Source organism: Pedobacter sp. AC163, from assembly GCF_979258665.1.
This window is the reverse complement of the sequence record NZ_OZ409872.1, coordinates 368,034-386,012: the sequence shown is the minus strand read 5'-3', so window position 1 is coordinate 386,012 and position 17,979 is coordinate 368,034. Positions and strand designations below refer to the sequence as shown.

Below are 17,979 nucleotides of genomic sequence, written 5' to 3'. Positions count from 1 at the left end.
ACATTGAAAAGAATATAAACACATGAAGTCAATATCAATAAAGTTATTTGCATTTGCAGCGATAGTTATCGTTGCATCAGCATTTATTAACCCAGAAAAACCAGCACTTCATACCATTGGCGACTCTACCGTACGTAACTCAAATAAAGAAACCTGGGGTTGGGGTACACCAATTGCCGCACTGTTTGATACCACCAAAATTCATGTAGAGAATAACGCCATGGCGGGCAGAAGTACCAGAACCTATCTTTCGGAAGGAAGATGGGATAAAGTTTTGGAAACGTTAAAGCCTGGTGATTTTGTAACCATGCAGTTTGGACATAACGATGGTAGCGAACCCGACACTACAAAAGCAGGCAGAAGGGGTGTTTTGAAAGGAACTGGCGAAGAAACAAAGGTGTTAACCTGGCCTGATGGAAAGGTGGAAACTGTACATACTTATGGTTGGTATATTCGCAAGTTCGTTCGCGAAACGAAGGCCAAAGGCGCCACGCCAATTGTGGTTTCTATGATTCCCAGAAATCAATTTAAAGATGGGAAAGTGCTCCGGGCTGATCAAAGCTTTGGAAAATGGGCCTCAGAAGTAGCCCAGCAAGAGCAAGCTTATTTTGTCGATCTCAACAAAATTACTGGCGATAAATATGACGAGCTGGGACCTGAAAAAGTTAAAGCCTTTTTTCCTGGAGACCATACACACACCAATTTGGAAGGTGCTAAACTAAATGCACAATCGGTAGTAGAAGGAATTAAGAAATTGAAGGGCTGTAAATTGAAAAATTATTTATTGTAAAATGAGTTGGCTGTATCATCAGTTACGATTGTCATGCTGAGGGGTAATTTATTTCATGAAAATCAATATAAATGATGTTAAGAACGGTCGTCATTGCGAGGCACGAAGCAATCTCCTTTAATAAAATAATGAAAAAAATGAAATTGTGCCAAAGGCATTCCTCTGGAGCTTCTCCAGATGAAAAATCGATTTCGCCTGCCTGCTGCAGGCAGGCAATGATGGAAAGTTTAAAACGTCAATTGTAGCTTGTCGAAGGATCTTAAATTAATCACGGTGTTTTGCAAAACACGACCTAACAAAATATAGAAGTCTTAAAATTCTTTACCATTATCCTTTTAGAATAAATTCTTATGAAATCAAAACAAACATACTTAGCGCTTATCTTAACGGGTGCCTTTCTCGTCTTTTCTTCTTGCATGATCTTAAGGCAAAAACAAAAACCAACCTTATTTTTAATTGGAGATTCTACTGTAAAAAACGGAAAGGGTAAAGGAGATGGTGCTTTATGGGGATGGGGAAGTTTTATTGAAAATTTTTTCAATACCGAAAAAATTAATATTGAAAATGATGCCTTAGGCGGAACAAGCAGCAGGACATTTCAAACCAATGGTTTATGGGATGCAGTTTTAGCCAAGGTAAAAAAAGGCGACTTTGTGATGATGCAGTTTGGGCACAACGACAGCAGTCCGCTTGATGATACTGCCCGTGCCCGTGGTACTATAAAAGGTATCGGCATGGAAAGCAAAAATACTTTCAACCCCATCAAAAAGAAACAGGAAACTGTTTATACCTATGGGTGGTATATGCGGAAGTTTATAAACGATATCAAGGCTAAAGGCGCAACGCCAATTGTTTGCTCCTCGATTCCAAGAAATCCGGTTAAAGATGGTAGGGTAGTTTTAGTTAATGATAGTTATGCCGGATGGGCCCAAGAAGTTGCAAAGGGAGAAAATGTAGATTTTATTCCCTTAAACCAATTGATTAAAGATAAGTATTCGGTTTCATCAGCAGATCAAATTAAAAGCTATTTTACAGAAAAGGACCATACACATACCAATGAAGATGGAGCGAAAGTGAATGCCGCACTAGTTGTGGAGGGCTTGAAAGCATTGAAAAAAAATAAGCTGAAAGCTTACTTGAAGTAAAGAGGATGATTCTTATGTCTAATTGATCGTCATCTCAAACGCGGTTTTTTAAAGCGGAGAGATCTCCTTCTAGAAAAACTGATTAATAAGATCTCGAACAATGCCATTTTTACTTTGAACACAGTTCAAAATCACTACGAATAAATACGGTTTAACAGGACACTACAGGTTGCCCATATTTATATTTAATGCTATTATAGTGCCCTTAACCAAATATATAGAATGCTTTAGCATTCATTTCAGATAAAATTATGCAGATAAAAGTATTGTCGTTTGCAAAATATGTAGCACTTGCTATATGTTTCCTAACCGTTTTTTCAACGAGTAGCTTCGGTCAAACCATTTCTGTTTCAGGGAAGTGGAGGTTTAAAATTGATGCTGGTGACGAAGGCGTGAATGCTAAATGGTACAATACCAAATTGCCAGAAACCATCAATTTGCCAGGTTCCATGGCAGAAAATTTAAAGGGCGATGATATCACGCTTAAAACAAAATGGACGGGGAGTATTTACGATAGTTCGTATTTTTATCACCCCCGTTTGGAAAAATACCGTAAACCAGGAAACCTTAAAATTCCTTTCTGGTTAACCCCTGCAAAACATTATACAGGTGCCGCATGGTATCAGAAAGATGTAGAAATTCCTGCAAACTGGAAAGGGCAGCGGGTGGTTCTATCTCTCGAATATCCCCACTCAGAAACGCGTGTTTGGATTGATGATATGGAAATTGGTACGCAATATACCTTTGTGGTGGCGCAAAACTTCGAGTTGCCAGCAAATTTAAAACCTGGAAAACACACCATTACATTGTTAATAGACAATCGGATTAAAGCCATCAATGTCGGTCAGGATTCTCACAGTTTAACCGACCATACACAGGGAAACTGGAATGGTGTAGTGGGGAAGATGTTTTTACAGGCTGGTTCTCCTATATATTTTGAAGATGTTCAGATTTATCCAGACTTAAAGAAAAAATCTGCAAAAGTAAAAATTGAGCTAAAGGCAGGTTCCAATATTTCTTCCAGCGGGAAGATTACCTTATCTGCAAAAAGTTTTAACACCAAAAATATAGTTACTGTAAAGCCGGTTACGGTTCCATATCAAATTAAAAATGGAGTGGGTACTTTAGAAATAGAGTTACCAATGGGCGATAACATTGCTACGTGGGATGAATTTGATCCCGCTTTATATCGCTTAACAGCTACTCTAACTGCTAAAGATGGTAAAAAGGACACTAAAAATGTTCAGTTTGGCATGCGTGAGTTTAAGGCTGTTGGCAGAAGTTTTGAAATTAATGGTCGGCCGGTATTTTTACGTGGAACAGCTAACAATTGCGAATTTCCATTAACCGGTTATCCCTCTATGGATGTTGCTGCCTGGGAACGAATTTTCAAAATATCTAAAGCACATGGATTAAACCACATGCGTTTCCACTCCTGGTGCCCACCTGAAGCTGCTTTTATTGCTGCCGATTTAACTGGATTTTATTTGCAACCTGAAGGGCCAAGTTGGGCCAATCATGGTACATCAATAGGAGAAGGGAAGCCAATTGATCAATTCATCTATGATGAAACAAATCGGATGACTAAAAACTACGGCAACTACGCTTCGTTTTGTATGATGGCCTATGGCAACGAGCCTCGGGGCAGACAGGTAGAATATCTAACAAAATTTAATAATTATTGGAAAGCAAAAGATTCGAGAAGATTGTACACCGGAGCTTCAGTAGGTGGCAGTTGGCCGGTAATTCCAAATAATGAATATATGGTTCGTGCTGGTGCCCGGGGCTTAGATTGGGGTAAGAAACCGGAGAGCATTTCCACTTACGCCAAGCAAATTGAACAATTCACCGTTCCTTTTGTAGCCCACGAAATGGGCCAATATTGTGCATTTCCAAATTTTGCGGAAATGAAAAAATATACTGGTGTTTACAAGCCGAAAAACTTCGAGATGTTTCAGGAAGATTTAGCCGATCATGATATGGCCGACCAGGCCAAAGATTTTTTAATGGCTTCGGGAAAGTTGCAAGCCCTTTGTTATAAAAATGAAATTGAGAAAGCTTTAAGAACCCCAAATTACAATGGTTATCAATTACTTTCTCTAAATGATTATCCTGGCCAGGGAACAGCGTTGGTTGGCGTTCTGGATGCTTTTTGGGATGAAAAAGGATACATCACTGCCAAAGAATTTAGGCGTTTTTCGAACAGCACAGTTCCATTGCTTAATGTTCCTAAATTTGTTTATACCAACAACGAAACGCTAACTGCAGCTGTTCAAGTTGCGCACTTTGGCAAAGCGCCATTAAAAGATGCCAAGGTTTTATGGACTATAAAAGATGCTTCGGGAGTAACATTGGCTCAAGGCGCTTTTAGTCCGCAAACATTACCTGTTGCAAATGGAATTATAATTGGCGATATCAAATTTGATTTGAAAACTATTCAAAAAGCCACCAAGTTAAATGTAGAGGTAAGCATTGAAGGTACCGAGTTTGCCAACGATTGGAGCTTTTGGGTTTATCCGGCAGAACTTCCAAAATTTAAGACCAGTTTTTATTATACAGACAAATTGGATGATCAGGCAAAAAAGATATTGGATGAAGGCGGAAATGTATTCTTAAACGCGGCAGGCAAAGTAATCAAGGGTAAAGAAGTGGTTCAAACATTTTTGCCTGTTTTCTGGAATACATCCTGGTTCAAAATGCGTCCGCCGCATACGTTGGGCGTTCTTTGCGATCCAGCAAATCCAGCCTTTGAAAACTTCCCGACTGAAAGCCACAGCAATATGCAATGGTGGGAAATTGTAAATAAGGCGCAGGTAATGAATTTGGAAGATTTCCCTAAAGGATTTAAGCCGATCGTTCAACCGATTGATACTTGGTTTCTCAATCGTAAACTGGCTTTAGTTTTAGAGGCCAAAGTGGGTAAAGGCAAATTGATTATTTCGAGTGCCAATCTAAGTCCCGATTTAAAAGATTCGCCTGCGGCGCAACAACTTTATTTTAGCTTGCAACGATACATGATGTCTGACAACTTTAAACCGAAGTATGAGGTCGCCTATAATACTGTAAAAGATATTTTCGAAAGTCCATCTAAAATTCAGTTCGATACTTTTACAAAAGATAGTCCTGACGAGTTAAAACCTAAACCAAATTCAAATTAGAAAACCTGCTGTCATAGCGCTTAAGGCGGCAATCTGAAAAGCATCAAGGTTGAAGAGATTGTTTCCGATTTAAATCTTATGACAAACATAAATTAATAATAATGAAGAAATTCACAGTCCTTTTCTCCCTCATCATTGGCTTATCAGCACAGCTAGTTTTTGCACAGAAAATTCCAAATAAAAAAGCGGTTTTAAAGGCCATGCAATTAACCAATACCTATTTCATGAACAAATGGCCCGATGCTGGTAAATCTATCATCACCAACAAAGAGCGGCCTAGTAACCTTTGGACCAGGGCGGTTTATTATGAAGGATTAATGGCTTTATATGAAGTTAATCGTGAACAGAAATATTATGACTACGCCGTTCAATGGGGCGAAAAACATCATTGGGGATTAAGAGATGGTGTGAAAACCCGAGATGCAGACAATCATGCTTGTGGTCAAACTTATATTGACCTTTATAACATCGACAAAAAGCCAGAGCGTATAAAAGATATAAAAGCATCGATTGATATGATGGTTAAATCTGGTAAAGTAGACGATTGGACCTGGATAGATGCTTTGCAAATGGGAATGCCTGTTTTTGCAAAGTTAGGGAATCTATACAATGATAACAGCTATTACGATTACATGTATAAAATGTATTTACACAGCAAAAACGTACAGGGTGGCGGTTTATACAACGCAAAGGATGGCCTTTGGTGGCGAGATAAAGACTTTGTTCCGCCGTATAAAGAGCCAAATGGCGAAGATTGTTATTGGTCGCGGGGAAATGGATGGGTAGTTGCAGCTCTGGTCAGGGTATTGGATATTATGCCAAAAAACGCAGCTGGTTATGACGAATATTTGAAAACCTACCATGAAATGATCAAAGCTTTGGTTCCATTGCAACGCACAGACGGATTTTGGAATGTAAGTTTACATGATCCCAATCATTTTGGGGGCAAGGAAACTTCAGGAACCGCCTTATTTATCTACGGGATGGCTTGGGGTGTTAACAAAGGTATTTTAGATCAGAAAACTTATTTGCCAATTATCAATAAAGCCTGGAATGGCATGGCAAAATACGCGGTTCAAAAAGATGGCTTCCTTGGGTATACACAGGGTACAGGCAAAGAGCCAAAAGATGGACAGCCAGTAACCTATACCAGCAAGCCAGATTTTGAGGATTATGGATTAGGCTGCTTTTTACTAGCCGGTACCGAGATTTATAAATTGAAAAAATAGCAATAATCCATCACAAACACTATGTTGAAAAAATATCTGGCTTTTGCTTTTCTTTTGATCTCATTTACAGCTTCCAGTCAAACCATTGGAAACTATAAATCGGGCTTTAAAAGAGATGGTAACGCAATTTCATTCCTAACCACAAACGGCGAGGTGAAGCTTGATTTTTGTACCCCGGAAATGTTCCGAATCAGATCAACCTGGAACGGAAAATACGAGGCAAATGAAAATTTAATGGTCATTAAATATAGCTGGCCGAATGTTACTGCTAAAGTGGAGGAAAAGAGAGATCAGTTTATAATCTCCACAGCCAAAATTTTAATTAAAATTTATAAAACTCCATTTAAAATCGATGTTTTTGATTTAAAAGGAAAACTTTTGAGCGCTGAAAATAATGGGTCAATTGCTAAAGCTGCTACAAAAGTTGGCGTAACTAAAAAGCTTCAGGCCGATGAGCATTTTTTCGGCTTTGGTGAAAGGATGGATTTTATGGACCGTCGGTTTAAAAAAGTTACATTAAATGTTGGGCGTGGTAAAGGTTTGCCCCATGCCATTGGCGCCTATAATATTTTGGAGGCAAATTACTGTCCGGTGCCGTTTTTCATGAGCACAAAAGGTTATGGCATTTTCTTCCATAATTCTTTTGCCACAGAGTGGGATATGGGCGCATCAAACAAAGATCAGTACAGTTTTAAGGCTGCTGATGGGGAACTGGATTATTATTTTATTTACGGACCAACATTTCCTGAAATATTAAATTCTTATACTTCCATTACTGGTAAATCGCCTATGTTACCACAATTTGCCCTTGGTTTACATGCAGGAACATATAGCGGAGGAACCTGGGGACATGAAGATAAAACTTCAGACCAATACGTTGTTGAATTGGCGAGAAAATATAGAGAGCTGGGCATTCCGGTTGATTTGCTTTGGCTAGATTCTACCTGGAGGTTGTTTGGCGAAAAGGGAGGGAAAGGTGCAACCTCTTTCGAATGGCGGGAAACCTTCAAAAATCCAAAGGGAATGTTTGACAGTATTTATGCCATGAACTACAAAATGGTAGGATTACATCTTCGTCCGCGGTTTGATAATGCGAAGAAATTAAATCTATTAGATCAAGCACAGGAGAAAGGCTTTACCTATCCAGAAAATGGAAAACCAGGAGAATTCGTTAACTTTTTCGATGAAAAGGCAACCCAATGGTGGTGGGATAATGGGGTGATGCGGGTAGCGAAATTGGGTGCGAAATTTCTTAAAACCGATGAAGGAAGTGCTTTTGGTGCACTAGCAAATGAGAGTGAGAAAGTTGGGCCAACAGGTAAAGAAGCAGAACGACTACATAATTTATTTCCCGTGGCCTATGCCAAGGCACCTTTTCTGGAGTTTGAAAAGCTTAATGGTTTTCGTGGACTGAATCAAACTCGTGAGGGTTATTCAGGCATCCAACGTTATCCTTATATTTTCGCCGGCGATTGGCCTAGTGAGTGGCAGTATTTTGCACCCGTAATAAAGGCAGGTTTGAATGTTGGCCTTTCAGGTGTGGGTTCATGGGCACATTGTATGGGCGGTTTCGAACACCAGGCCGATCCTGAATTATACATCCGTTGGGTCCAGTTTGGGATGTTTAGTCCGATTGCACTTGTTTTTGGAATGGACCATCCCGGTTACAAAGAGCCCTGGAATTATGGTGAACAGGCGTTACAGAATTTTAAAAAATATGATCTGCTACGTTACCGTTTGTTCCCGTATTTATACAGCAGTATGCATCAGCAATATGCAACAGGTTTGCCAATGATGCGGGCTTTGGTTTTGAACCATCAGGATGATGAAAATGTTTACGAAATTGGCGATCAATATATGTTTGGCGACAACTTTATGGTTGCCCCGGTAACTACCAAAGGTGCGATTACGCGGTCTATTTATTTACCAGAAGGCACCTGGTTTAATTATTATAATGGAGAAAAGTTTGCCGGCAAAAGTTACCATCATGTAGTTGCTCCATTAGATACAATCCCACTTTTTGTAAAGGCTGGAAGCATTATTCCAATGCAACCAGAAATGATTTACGCTGGAGAAAAGCCTGTTGATGTGATCACACTCGATGTTTTTCCTTACGAAGATTCAAAATATGATTTCTACGAAGATGATAACTTAACTTCAAAGTATAAAGAAGGTGATTTTTCGATTACTAAAATCACATCTTCTTCAAAGGATAATCGTTTAATGATAAACATTTCAAAATCTGAAGGAAAATATAAACCAGGTAGTCATTTTTATTTAGCAAAGATTCATTGGAATGGTAGAACAGCTCCACAATCAGTTTCCGAAAATGGCAGTATGTTGGCAAAGCTCAAATCCGTCGATTCCTTAGATAAAGCTGCTGGTTGGTACTATGATGCTAAAGCAAATCTTGTTTGGATAAAATCTGCTGGAAATAATGACAGGGATATTAGTTTGAAAGTAAATTAATCAGAGAAGTAAGAAAACGGTCGTCCTTGCGAGAAACTATTTTTCATGGTTTCGTGGCAATCTCATTCTTAAAAGAGAAGATTGCAACAGTCAAGAAATACTCGCTCGCAACGACGACCGCCCTTAAAATGCCGCTCATATTGATTCTTTGATATAAATTAACCTTCAGCATGATAGCAAGAGGTTCTGTTATCCTAAAACATAGAAATAAAAAAAGATGAAAATTGCATTTAAAATGAAACTTAAGCCTGGATTTAAGGATGAATATAAAACTCGTCATGATGCAATTTGGCCGGAGTTGGCTGTATTGCTAAGAGAAAATGGTATCAGTGATTATTCCATTTTTTTAGATGAAGAAACTGATACCTTATTTGCCGTACAACAGCAAAATGGAAATTCATCACAAGATTTGGGCAGCACAGCAATAGTCCAGAAATGGTGGGCGTACATGGCCGATATCATGGAAACGAATGCAGACCAATCTCCCGTATCAATTCCATTAGAACAGGTATTCCATTTAGATTAAAAATCATGCAAACTAAACGATTCGTCTCGCTGCTTTTTATAGGCTTTTTATTTTATCATATCACTAGTGCCCAATCTGTATCTAAAAAGGAAGTCACCTGGCCTAAGATAGAGCGCCAAATGAAACCATGGACGAGGTGGTGGTGGATGGGAAATGCCGTAGATGAAAAGAACCTAAACATCGTTTTGCAAAAATATGCTGCTGCAGGTTTGGGCGGGGTAGAGATTACACCGATTTATGGTGCCATGGGTTATGAAAAGCAATATCTGTCGTTCCTTTCGCCTCAATGGATCAATGCATTAAAATACACCGTGAAGCAAGCCAATTCGCTCGGGATGGGCGTAGATATGAATACCGGAACAGGCTGGCCTTTTGGTGGTCCGCAGGTAAAACCAGAAAATGCCGCAACAAAATTAATTGTTCAGGAATATAAATTAACTGCTGGGGAAAAGCTGAATGAGGTAATAAAAGTTAAGGAAACTAAACAGGATTTTGCCAAATTGCAGGCGGTTACCGCTTACGGGCCAAATGGTGAAACAGCTGATTTATTTGCTGCTGTTAATCAAGATGGCACTTTAAGCTGGTCGCCGAAATCTGGTGTTTGGCAAATTTATGCAGCTTTTGCCGGTAAAACCCGACAAATGGTAAAACGTGCCGCTCCTGGCGGTGAGGGTTTTACACTAGATCACCTTGATAAACCTTCGGTAGATGTTTACTTAAAACGCTTTACCGATTCATTTCGGAATAAGCCACAGGGAATACGGTCATTTTTCAACGATAGTTATGAAGTGTATGGCGCCACCTGGACCCCAACTTTTTTCGCTCAATTTAAAAAGAACCGAGGGTATGATTTAGCCACGCATTTAAAAGATTTAGTAAGCAAAGATTCGACGAATGAAAATATTGCTCGTTTAAAGTCCGACTACCGTGAAACCATGGATGAATTGCTGCTGGAAAATTTTACAAAAAATTGGACGAACTGGGCACATGCGTTAAAATCATTAACAAAAAACCAATCTCATGGTTCACCAGGCAATTTGCTTGATCTTTATGGCGCTGTTGATATACCGGAAACCGAAACTTTTGGCTCTAGTGCCTTCGATATTCCTGGTTTGAGAAGAGATTCTGCTGATATTAGAAATGTCGATCCTGATCCGATGATGAGTAAATTTGCATCTTCAGCAGCGCACACCGGAGGTAAAAAGCTAGTATCTTCTGAAACTTTTACCTGGCTTACCGAACATTTTAAAACATCCTATTCGCAATGTAAGCCTGAAGCAGAACAGCTGTTCCTTTCGGGCGTGAATCATATTTTTTATCACGGTACTACAAATTCTCCTGAAAACGTGCCCTGGCCGGGTTGGTTGTTTTATGCCTCTGTTGAAATGAACCCGAACAACAGTTTGTGGCCGCATGCCCAGGGATTAAATAACTACTTAGCTCGTTGTCAATCCATCTTACAATCGGGTACATCTGATAATGAATTGCTGATTTACTGGCCGGTTTACGATGTTTGGAATAAAGCGAAGGGATTGGATATGGCACTAAAAGTTCACGATGTGGATGAATGGCTCCATCCAAGTGCTTTCTATAAACTAGCTAAAAATCTTTCAAAATCTGGTTACTCGTTTGATTTCGCTTCAGATAGGTTATTGGCGAAAACTAAGGCAGAGAACGGAGTGCTTCGTACTGCAGAAAATGCTTCTCCTTTTAAGGTCTTGATTATCCCTTCTTGTAATTTGATGAGCCCCGAAACTTTGGATAATATCCTACAACTGGCGAACAATGGCGCAACGGTTATTTTTCAGGAATTGCCTAAAGATGTTCCGGGTTTAGCTAACCTTGAAAATAGAAGAGCTGAATTGAAGGCAGCTTTGTCTAAAATAGTGTTTAAGCCTTCAAAAGATGGCTCACTTGTTTATCCAATAGGTGCGGGCAAAGTGCTTTTGTCTGCTGATATTTCCCAAACGCTTTCAAATCTTGCGATCAATAGGGAAGCTTTAACCGATTCGGGTTTGCAATTCATCAGAAGGAAAGTGAATAGCGATACTTATTACTATTTGGTAAACCATACGGCTAAAGATATTGATACGCAAATCCCTGTAAACGCAGGTGGAAAAGCGATTATTCTGGATCCGCAAAGTGGACTTATCGGCTCCGCTGCAATGCAAGGTAAAAATGTTCGTGTGCAGATTAAATCAGGAGAGGCGCTCTTTCTTAATATGTCCAAAAATCAATCAGATAATATTGCCTGGCAGTATCTGAATAAAAGCGGGCAGCCAATTGCCATTACCCAACCATGGTTATTACACTTTACTGCAGGAGGACCAGAGCTTCCCTCAGATCAGAAACTAAATCAATTGGTTTCCTGGACAAAACTGAACGACCCTAAGCTAGATGCGTTCTCTGGAACTGGAGTTTACACGACCAAATTTAATTTGAAATCGAAAACGGCTAAAGAGTATGTATTAAACCTTAATCAGGTTGATGAAAGTGCCCGGGTTTGGATAAATGGACAAGAGGTCGGAATTTTGTGGAGTATTCCGTTTCAGGCCCGAATAGGTAAATATCTGAAGCAGGGAAGTAACACGATCAAAATTGAAGTGGTAAATTTAATGGCCAACCGAATCCGGGATATGGATATTAAAAAAATCGAATGGCGAAAATACCACGAAATCAATTTTGTAAACATAAATTATAAAGATTTTGATGCCTCTAAATGGTCAGTAATGCCATCTGGATTGATTGGCCCGGTAGTAATCACGCCTTATTTTTGATCGAATTTGATATTTTTTTACTAATAGTAAGATGAATTAGTGCTACTATTTAAACCCCAGTATTCAACTAAATCGATTTATATTAACTTTCGCCAGCAGATACTTCATTTATGATAATATTTCATAATAAATGACAGGATGGTACAGGATGGGAATACCTGATAGCCTATTTATCTTTAGTCAAGTTTACTAACCAAATAATCTTTAACCAAATATTTAAAATAACGTTCGTTTAGCGAATCTATGCAATAAACTTCTACGCTCTTTCCGTTTTCATCATTTCATTTTCCGATCCTTCATAGCGTACTGTTTTGCAATTAGTTTTATGGCCGTTGGCATTCAATAAAATTATTATGAGTAAAATTTTACCAAAATTTTTAATCGTCATTTTGACATTTATTGTTATTCTGAGCAGTTGCCGGAAGAAAGAGTTTGATGAATTTTATGGTCGTCCCGAAAATTTAGGCGATCCTATCTATCAACAGCTCCAGGCAAAGGGCACTTTTACCAAATTTTTGGAATGTATAGACAAGGCTGGCTACAAGGAAACCTTAAGCACGGCGGGTTCTTGGACAGTTTTTGCTCCAACTGATGAGGCGTTTAAAACTTACCTACAAGAAAATTCGCTTACAGAAATTACTGCAGATTTAGCTTCGAAGATTGTCCGTTATTCAATGATTTATGATGGGGAAAAAACGGAAAAACTGAGTGATTTTTTCTCTGTAAAAGGTTTCATCAAAAATACCGCATTTAGAAGGAGATCTGTTTATTACGATTTTGTCTATGACGAGAAGGACAACAACGGCAATCCTATCAAGGCCATCGCCACCAATAGGAATGGAATTTACTTTGCAGGCGATTTTAACAATAAAAGTATAACCTACTTCTTAGCGCCATTTATGGCTTTCTCTGGTTTATCTGCCGCAGATTATAATTTTTTCTATCCTAACATTGCTTACAATGGCAGTAATGTTGGTCCCGCTCATATTTTAGGCGATCAGCAAAATATCATTGCAGAAAACGGCGTCATTCACGTGGTCGACCGCGTTTTAACGCCACCATTAAGCATTGATCAGTATGTTGGATCTAAACCAGAATACAGTACTTTCAAAAGTTTGTTGGATAAGTTTGTAACATACGGCTTAAATGCAGATATATCGCATCGCTACGAAGTATTAACCGGGAAAGCAGCCAATGTATATGTGAAGAGTTATAGCACACTATTGGGTTTCTCGCCAAATAACGAAAACTTTTTGAAGGTAGATGCCAATGATGCTCAGCAAGGTTCTTACAGTGTAATTGCACCTACAAATGCTGCTGTTGATGCTTATGCAAAAAACGTATTATTAAAATACTGGAGAAAAAAAGGCGTAAATACTTTGAATGAACTTTATGTTGTTGCGCCAGATTTAATTCGCGATTATGTTAATTCTCATCTTTACAACACTACTTTGTGGCCAGCTAAATTTGCCATCACTCAAAATGTTTTGGGTGATATAACCAAGCAAAGCACTACCGATATTATCGATAAACAAGTATTGAGCAATGGATTTTTCTATGGTTCTAACAAAAGCCAGGATGCTAACGTATTCTCTACAATTTATGGCAATGTAAATCTCGATCCTGATTACAATATCATGAAACAGGCATTGTTGTATTTTAATTTAACAATTCCGCTTAAAACACCTTCAATTAGATATGTAATTATTCCGATCCCCGATGTTACTTTGAAGAAAATGGGCTTCTCTTACGAACCATTTTTTGTAAGCCAGCCGATTCGTGGAGATTTACAAGCATTAAGACGCATTTTGCAAACACATATTATTCCATTAGGCAACAGGGCAATTCCCGATTTTAGATCTGGGTCTGGTATTTTGGAAACTTCTAATGGAGAATATATCAAATATAACCGCAACACCTTATTATCAGCAGGTACACAAGATAGCGTAGCAGTTTCTAAACAGACCATCCCTGTTGATTCTATTAACACTACCCCTGTAAACGGTGCTGTAGTTTATGGTAAAGAGGCTTTAACCTATACCGCACTAAATGTTGGTAAACACATCGAAAGATACGGTACATTAGCTACCGACCCATACTATAATTTCTTTCAATTTTTATTTAATAATGCTACCCTTTATAACAAAACAACTGGTGCCATATCAGGAGTAACCGATGGGGTGAGTTATACTGTGTTTATTCCAACCAATGCGGCTATTGTTAATGCTGTAAAAGCTGGCTGGCTACCAGGCAATGTGACTACGGGCGTTCCGAATTTCACTGCTACCGATGGTGCTTCTGTTACATTGATCAATAAGTTTATCCAATACCACATCATCAATAAAAGTACCGTAGTGAGTGATGGACAAAAAACAGGTGAATTTGAAACGCTTCTCAAGAGTGATTCTGGCGATGCATCAAAAATAAATGTGGTCATGAATACCACTACTACACTTTCATTGCGTGATGTAACCGGTGCAACAGTGAATGTACTATTGGGTGCTACTGATAGAAGTAACGTACTATCAAATAGAACAGTTATCCACCAGATCAACTCTTATCTAAAATATCAATTCTAACCAACATGACTAAGAAATATACATATAGTATTTTTATTTTACTATGCTGTTTGCTGTTGTCTTCTATCGCATCTGCACAGCAAATCAATTATGTGAAGGGGAAAGTAATCGACAAGAAAGATCGCCAGCCCATTATTGGTGCCTCTGTAACCATTGTAGATAAAGACCGCAGGGTAATGAAAGGCGTTTCCACTGATATTGATGGAAACTATTCACTTCCAGTTAATGATAAAACCTATAGGATCATGGTTTCCTACATTGGCTATAAATCTACGGCACCTATTGCCATTGATAAAGCAGTGATCAATTTTCAATTAGAATCTGCAGACAACCAGATGGAGGAAGTTCAAATTGTATCGCGGGCTAAAACGGATAACGGGAGTGGTATGAGTATCGATAAGCGAGATCAAACCTCGGCAGTAGGTACCATCAATGCAAAAGAATTGGAAGATATGCAAGCTGCATCAATTGATCAGGCTTTGCAAGGTAGATTAGCCGGTTTAGATATTGCTGCAAGTAGTGGAGATCCAGGTGCACCCATGCAGATTAGGATTCGGGGTACATCGTCAATCAATGGTGCGGTAGATCCTTTAATTGTGGTAGATGGTATGCCTTACGACATCACTATTCCATCTGATTTTAACTTCGCTACATCAGACGAAAATAATTATGGTCAGCTTTTAAACATTGCACCATCTGATATCAAAGACATCAGCGTTTTAAAAGATGCTGCTGCAACCGCGGTTTGGGGTTCGAGAGCTGCAAACGGCGTATTGGTAATTAATACTAAAAGAGGTGTTTTGGGTCCACCTAGCATTTCGTACAACTTCAAAGGTTCTTATTCAAAGCAGCCAAGTGCGATACCAATGTTAACGGGTAATCAATATTCCTCGTTAATTTTAGAAGAGTTTTACAATGCGGGCAGACAATTTGCTACTTCTGATTTTGCAAAACAGTTTCAGTACGATCGCAACGATCCTTACAATTACTACAATTACAGCAATAACACCAATTGGTTAGAAAGCATTACCAGAATTGGTTATCTACAAGATCATAACTTATCGATCTCGGGTGGTGGTGAGAAAGCAAAATACCGTGCATCAGTCAATTATTTTAATCAAAATGGTACAACTGTTGGAACGAGTTTGGGTCGTTTAAGTGCAAGGGTAAATTTAGATTATACCGTATCAACCAAGATTCGTTTCAGTGCAGATATCGCTTACACCCACATTGATAACAAAAACCTTTATCCAAGTGGATCAAGAGACGCAAATGTGAGAGATGTGGCTTATACCAAAATGCCTAATCAGGCCGTGTATGAGTATGACGAATATGGAAACATTACCTCAAACTACTTTAGTCCGGCTACAACCGCACAGGGAGGCTTTGTATACGATTTTGCAAATTCCCGTGTTTTAGGAACCTATAATCCGTTGGCTATGGCGCTCGCAGCAAGTAATCAGCAATTGGGAGAGCGGATAATTCCTAAATTTAGTTTACAATATCAAATCATCCCTGATAAGTTGAGATTAAATGCAAATTTCCAGGCTGATATCAATAATACAAAAGTTAAAAAGTTTTTACCTCAAGTAGCCACAGGTCGTCCATTCTCTGAAGCTGTAGTAAATTATGCCGGAGATTCTGATGGTGATTCGTTTACTATGGCTACCAATATCACTTTGGCATATACGCCAACATTGGGCAAAAACCACGATTTAATCACTTTTGCCCGATTTGATAGTAACGATAGCAGAAGAACAGGACAAGGAATGTTTGCAACCAATACAGCTTCTTCCTTTTTAGCCGATCCTTCCATTGATGGCAGAACGAATCAAACTGGCTCCGCTTATTCTTCATTTTCGCAAAGCCGTTCTGTTGGTTTATTAGTAAGTGCGCAGTATAAATTCATGGATCGTTATATCGTAAATGGTGGAGTTAGGGGAGATGGAAACTCTAAATTTGGACCTAATAATCGCTATGGTTTATTTCCATCGGCATCTGTTCTTTGGAGAATTTCTGGAGAACCATTTATGAAAAACACCACCAAATACATTGATAATTTAGCTTTAAGAGCAAGTTATGGTGTGGTTGGTAATGCTCCAAGAAACGATTACTCCTATTTCAATACCTACCAGAATTATGGTTTCAGTTACTTAGGATCTTCGGGCGTATATCCATCTAATATCGAATTATCAGATTTAAGATGGGAAAAAGTAACGCAGTCTAACGTTGGTTTAACAGTGGTTTTACTAAAGAATTCATTAAATATGGATATTGATGTTTACCGTAAACGTACAACTGATTTATTTTATAATGGCATCGCTATTCCTACCTACAATGGTTACTCCGGAGTAGATATGAATGTGGGTACAATGGATAACCAGGGATGGGAATTCAGTTTGTTCTACACGCCAGTTAAATCAAAAAAACTTCGTATTGATGTGAATTTTAATATTTCACACAATGAGAATATGATTCGTGAGATCTCGCCATTGGTGCCTAGAGAAAATAACGCTCGGATAACTACCAATAACGCTTTCAAGGTTTATTTGCAGGAAAATAACCCATTTGGTTCATTCTATGGGTTTAAATTTAAAGGTGTTTATGTTGATAAAAATTCAACAATTGCCTTGGATGAAAACGGCAACCAAATCGTAGGTCCGAATGGCCAGCAGATATTTATGCGTTTCGCTTATCCATCTATCGATTATGTTTTCCAGCCAGGCGATGCCATGTATGAGGATATCAATCATGATGGAAATATTGATTATAAAGATATTGTCTATCTAGGTAATGGTAACCCTAATTTAACTGGTGGTTTTGGTACGGCAATCACTTTTAATGGTAACCTGCGCTTAGGTGCCAACTTTACCTACAGAACGGGGTATCAAATCATCAACGGAACAAAAATTAATACCACCAGTATGTACGGTTTTAATAATCAAAGTACAGCAGTTCTACGCAGATGGAGAGCCGAAGGTGATATCACCGATATTCCTCGTGCTACTTATGCAACGGGTTATAACTTTTTAGGCTCAGATAGATATGTGGAAGATGGCTCTTATTTGCGTTTGAGAAGTATTACCCTAAAATATGATTTCAGCAAAAATTTATTGAGACGTATCGGGGTAAGGGGTTTAAGCGCCAATATCATGATGGAAAATATTTTAACCTTCACCAAATATACCGGACAAGATCCTGAGGTTCCTGTTAAGTTATCTACCTTCTCAACGGTAGTAGATAACTCTACAACACCTCCGATAAAAACAATCACCCTAGGTTTAACAGCAAATTTTTAATCAGCAA

At 38.8% G+C, this 17,979-nt stretch carries 9 protein-coding genes; all 9 read left to right on the top strand.

The genetic code is table 11. The annotated features are described in order from the left end of the window. Positions 1 to 22: 22 nt before the first annotated feature. Positions 23 to 790, top strand: coding sequence for a rhamnogalacturonan acetylesterase (locus ACZZZK_RS01680; protein ID WP_463482553.1), 768 nt, complete (start codon positions 23 to 25; stop codon positions 788 to 790). Between the two features lie 350 nt (positions 791 to 1,140). Next, a complete protein-coding gene (locus ACZZZK_RS01675) occupies positions 1,141 to 1,935 on the top strand; it encodes a rhamnogalacturonan acetylesterase (protein WP_463482552.1) in 795 nt (264 codons plus the stop codon). A gap of 251 nt (positions 1,936 to 2,186) precedes the next feature. Next, positions 2,187 to 5,093 carry an exo-beta-1,4-galactosidase gene (locus tag ACZZZK_RS01670; RefSeq protein WP_463482551.1) on the top strand — a complete coding sequence of 969 codons (2,907 nt, stop codon included), beginning with the start codon at positions 2,187 to 2,189 and terminating at the stop codon, positions 5,091 to 5,093. Between the two features lie 101 nt (positions 5,094 to 5,194). Further along, positions 5,195 to 6,322, top strand: a complete 1,128-nt coding sequence (locus tag ACZZZK_RS01665) for a glycoside hydrolase family 88/105 protein (protein ID WP_463482550.1) — start codon at positions 5,195 to 5,197, stop codon at positions 6,320 to 6,322. Positions 6,323 to 6,343: 21 nt separating this feature from the next. Then, positions 6,344 to 8,791, top strand: a complete 2,448-nt coding sequence (locus ACZZZK_RS01660) for a glycoside hydrolase family 31 protein (RefSeq protein ID WP_463482549.1) — start codon at positions 6,344 to 6,346, stop codon at positions 8,789 to 8,791. Positions 8,792 to 9,008: 217 nt separating this feature from the next. Then, on the top strand, positions 9,009 to 9,317 hold the full coding sequence (gene rhaM / locus ACZZZK_RS01655) for an L-rhamnose mutarotase (protein WP_463482548.1): 309 nt from the start codon (positions 9,009 to 9,011) through the stop codon (positions 9,315 to 9,317). Positions 9,318 to 9,322: 5 nt separating this feature from the next. Beyond that, complete coding sequence (locus ACZZZK_RS01650; protein WP_463482547.1) at positions 9,323 to 12,094, top strand: glycosyl hydrolase; 2,772 nt, start codon at positions 9,323 to 9,325, stop codon at positions 12,092 to 12,094. Between the two features lie 353 nt (positions 12,095 to 12,447). Further along, a complete protein-coding gene (locus ACZZZK_RS01645) occupies positions 12,448 to 14,673 on the top strand; it encodes a fasciclin domain-containing protein (RefSeq protein ID WP_463482546.1) in 2,226 nt (741 codons plus the stop codon). A gap of 5 nt (positions 14,674 to 14,678) precedes the next feature. Beyond that, positions 14,679 to 17,972: a SusC/RagA family TonB-linked outer membrane protein gene (locus ACZZZK_RS01640; RefSeq protein WP_463482545.1), complete on the top strand. Its 3,294-nt coding sequence runs from the start codon at positions 14,679 to 14,681 to the stop codon at positions 17,970 to 17,972. Positions 17,973 to 17,979 lie beyond the last annotated feature (7 nt).

Bases quoted from the DNA above. Each gene is read 5' to 3' on its own strand.
- ACZZZK_RS01675 (WP_463482552.1), top strand. From the start codon at position 1,141: ATGAAATCAAAACAAACATACTTAGCGCTTATCTTAACGGGTGCCTTT.
- ACZZZK_RS01640 (WP_463482545.1), top strand. From the start codon at position 14,679: ATGACTAAGAAATATACATATAGTATTTTTATTTTACTATGCTGTTTG.
- ACZZZK_RS01660 (WP_463482549.1), top strand. From the start codon at position 6,344: ATGTTGAAAAAATATCTGGCTTTTGCTTTTCTTTTGATCTCATTTACA.
- rhaM (WP_463482548.1), top strand. From the start codon at position 9,009: ATGAAAATTGCATTTAAAATGAAACTTAAGCCTGGATTTAAGGATGAA.
- ACZZZK_RS01680 (WP_463482553.1), top strand. From the start codon at position 23: ATGAAGTCAATATCAATAAAGTTATTTGCATTTGCAGCGATAGTTATC.
- ACZZZK_RS01650 (WP_463482547.1), top strand. From the start codon at position 9,323: ATGCAAACTAAACGATTCGTCTCGCTGCTTTTTATAGGCTTTTTATTT.
- ACZZZK_RS01645 (WP_463482546.1), top strand. From the start codon at position 12,448: ATGAGTAAAATTTTACCAAAATTTTTAATCGTCATTTTGACATTTATT.
- ACZZZK_RS01670 (WP_463482551.1), top strand. From the start codon at position 2,187: ATGCAGATAAAAGTATTGTCGTTTGCAAAATATGTAGCACTTGCTATA.
- ACZZZK_RS01665 (WP_463482550.1), top strand. From the start codon at position 5,195: ATGAAGAAATTCACAGTCCTTTTCTCCCTCATCATTGGCTTATCAGCA.